3 protein-coding genes are annotated in these 2502 nt (G+C 36.6%); 1 reads left to right on the forward strand and 2 read right to left on the reverse strand.

Annotated features, from left to right (window positions below; translation table 11 throughout):
- Window positions 1-150 precede the first annotated feature (150 nt).
- A complete protein-coding gene (locus ACGLXV_RS18105) occupies window positions 151-1512 on the forward strand; it encodes an IS4 family transposase (protein WP_391559736.1) in 1362 nt (453 codons plus the stop codon).
- Window positions 1513-1521: 9 nt separating this feature from the next.
- Here the strand turns inward: ACGLXV_RS18105 and ACGLXV_RS18110 are convergent, their stop codons facing one another.
- Together ACGLXV_RS18110 and ACGLXV_RS18115 are read right to left on the reverse strand one after the other, a co-directional pair.
- A complete protein-coding gene (locus tag ACGLXV_RS18110; RefSeq protein WP_391559737.1) occupies window positions 1522-1962 on the reverse strand; it encodes a DUF4275 family protein in 441 nt (146 codons plus the stop codon).
- Between the two features lie 284 nt (window positions 1963-2246).
- Complete coding sequence (locus ACGLXV_RS18115; protein WP_391559738.1) at window positions 2247-2447, reverse strand: hypothetical protein; 201 nt, start codon at window positions 2445-2447, stop codon at window positions 2247-2249.
- Between the last annotated feature and the right edge of the window lie 55 nt (window positions 2448-2502).

Here is a 2502-nt window from a genome sequence, read left to right on the forward strand (position 1 = left end):
AAATTTAGTTAGGACTTAGGGTATCTAAGCTTGAAGGCAAGCTGATTGTTTCTCTTTACAAAATGCTTTAAATCATACAAAAAACACCTCATTCTTTGGTATAGTGAGATTGTCGAGAAATCACTACCAAACAGAAGAGGTGTCTCCTATATGATAGAGCATAGTAACCAAAACAATCAACTACCAAAAGAATTAAAATCTGTATTTGATGAATTAGAGATTTTCAAACATCTTCGTGATGCAGGAATTAAGAAAAGGTTTGGATTTACTTGTTCCTATTTATTTCAGGTGATCTTTTGTTTAATCTTCCATCACAAAAAATGGTTTGGGCTTCTTGAATCCAAGAAGGGAGATCGTTACCCAGCTAAAGACGCTGTGTATCGTTTTTTGAATCATTCTATGTTTGCTTGGCGTCGATTCCTAACCTTATTGAGTGCCAGCACAACGAAAAAGGTGAACGAACTAACTCATCAAAATCGCCCCAAAGTCATGATCGTGGATGACTCTATGTTTGATCGAAATCGCAGTAAGAAAGTGGAACTATTAGCTCGCTGCATGGATCATTCTTCTCTGACCAAGCGCTTTTATAAAGGATTTCGTATGCTTACACTTGGGTGGTCAGATGGGTTTACTTTCATGCCTTTAGATTTTGCCCTACTTAGTTCCGTTAAGTCCCAAATCAATGGGATCTCAGCTAATATTGACAAGCGTTGTTTAGGTTATAAACGCCGTTTAGAAGCTTTACAACCGGCACCTGAACTTGTCTCAACTATGATTGAAAGAGCTTTAGATGCAGGAGTAACAGCCACTCATGTGTTAATGGATTCTTGGTTCACACATCAGCCTCTAATTCAATCCATCGTAGATTTAGGGCTTGACGTGATTGGCATGGTGAAAGCCGGGAATCAGCGGTACATCGTAAACCATCATCGAGTGTCTCTTAAAGAGCTCTATTGTCTTGCTACCCCAGTACAAGGAAAGAAAGGCATTTTACGATCCATTCACACCACCTTGGCAAATGGGATTCCAGTTAAGGTTGTATTCGTTCAAAATCGAAATAAAAAGAGTGACTGGTTAGCCATTCTGAGTACAGACTGTACGATTTCAGAACAAGAAATTGTGCGTATTTACGGAATGCGTTGGGATATTGAGGTATTCTTTAAAACAACCAAATCCCTATTACGCCTTCAAAAGGAGTTTCAAGGACTTTCCTATGATTTACTCATCAGTCATACAACAATCGTATTTGTACGATACATTGTGTTGTCATGGCAAAATCGCTGTAATACAGACCAGCGTACTCTTGGTGGTCTCTTTTATGAACTCTGTGATGAAGTAAGTGAACTTGATTGGGCTGTAGCATTGCAGCAATTAATCGAGCTTCTTGAAGATACCCTAAAAAAGACGAACAGTAAAATCAGAAAGCTAATAAAATGTCAACTTCATCAGTGGATGGCCGGCCTGCCCAACTATATCAAGGCTTATTTGCCAATTTCACTCTGCGAAGTTTGAGTTAATAACTTACAGCTTTCCACTTTTTCGACTAAAGTATGGACCACACCATCCAGTTTCATGAGTTTTTACATAAGTCCAATTAAACTCTTTATCTACAACATATATATCCGTTTCGTTTGTAAGATCATCAGCGGTAAACAGTGATGCATTCTCAAGAATTAAAGCATAATCTGAATGTTGATAAAAAACATAACAAGCATTCTTTGGTTCATTATTAAACGCATTTTCCGCTTTTATTTCTTTAAGACAGTCCTTTTTCTTATAACTAAATAAGTGCCACAAATAACCACAGGCACCACCATGATCAAATAGATAAATTGATTTCTTTTCTTCATAGCTAATGTGATTAGCGAAATAATCTTCCCACTGCTTCCTTAGATAAGCTCCCCATTTTGGTATTTCCTTTACTCTGACTTTTTTGTTGCTTAGCAAATGAACTATATCCATTCAATTCCTCCCAATAATAAAAGAAAGCTATTAATTAAGCATAATCTTAAAGGTGAAGTTGTTCAACATAACTCCCTTTAGCGGAACAAAAACTGGACTGCCGGAGAAGCCCAGTTTGTCGAACAATCGATCCTCAATAGCTTAATAAATTGGGTGTGCTATTGTGAATTTATATCGCTTAGATTACATGCAGAAGCTCTTATTATTATAATAGGTTTTACACCATATGGAATAATAAAAAAGAAAGACCATATATCAATCCTGCCCCAACCACATTTTTACTCTTATCTAACAGCTACAATTTCCATAAAGCCTGCTTTTCCCGCAGTAATCGCAAACACCCCATTGGTCAGTTGAACCTGATTGATCAAAACCATTTCCTCTTGAATAACATTTTTTACAGTAATATGAAAAACGTATTTTAATGATTTCGTCTTCATCAAACCATTCATCACAATTATCACAAAGTATTTGATTTTCGTCATCCATCTAAATCTTTCCTCCTTTCTAATTTAAGGTTCTCCACCTTTTTTCATAATC

The organism is Robertmurraya sp. (assembly GCF_036676585.1).
Lineage (GTDB): Bacteria > Bacillota > Bacilli > Bacillales > Cytobacillaceae > Robertmurraya_A.

Excerpts from the sequence above, each read along its gene's own strand:
- ACGLXV_RS18110 (WP_391559737.1), bottom strand. The coding sequence starts at position 1,962 with ATGGATATAGTTCATTTGCTAAGCAACAAAAAAGTCAGAGTAAAGGAA.
- ACGLXV_RS18115 (WP_391559738.1), bottom strand. The coding sequence starts at position 2,447 with ATGACGAAAATCAAATACTTTGTGATAATTGTGATGAATGGTTTGATG.
- ACGLXV_RS18105 (WP_391559736.1), top strand. The coding sequence starts at position 151 with ATGATAGAGCATAGTAACCAAAACAATCAACTACCAAAAGAATTAAAA.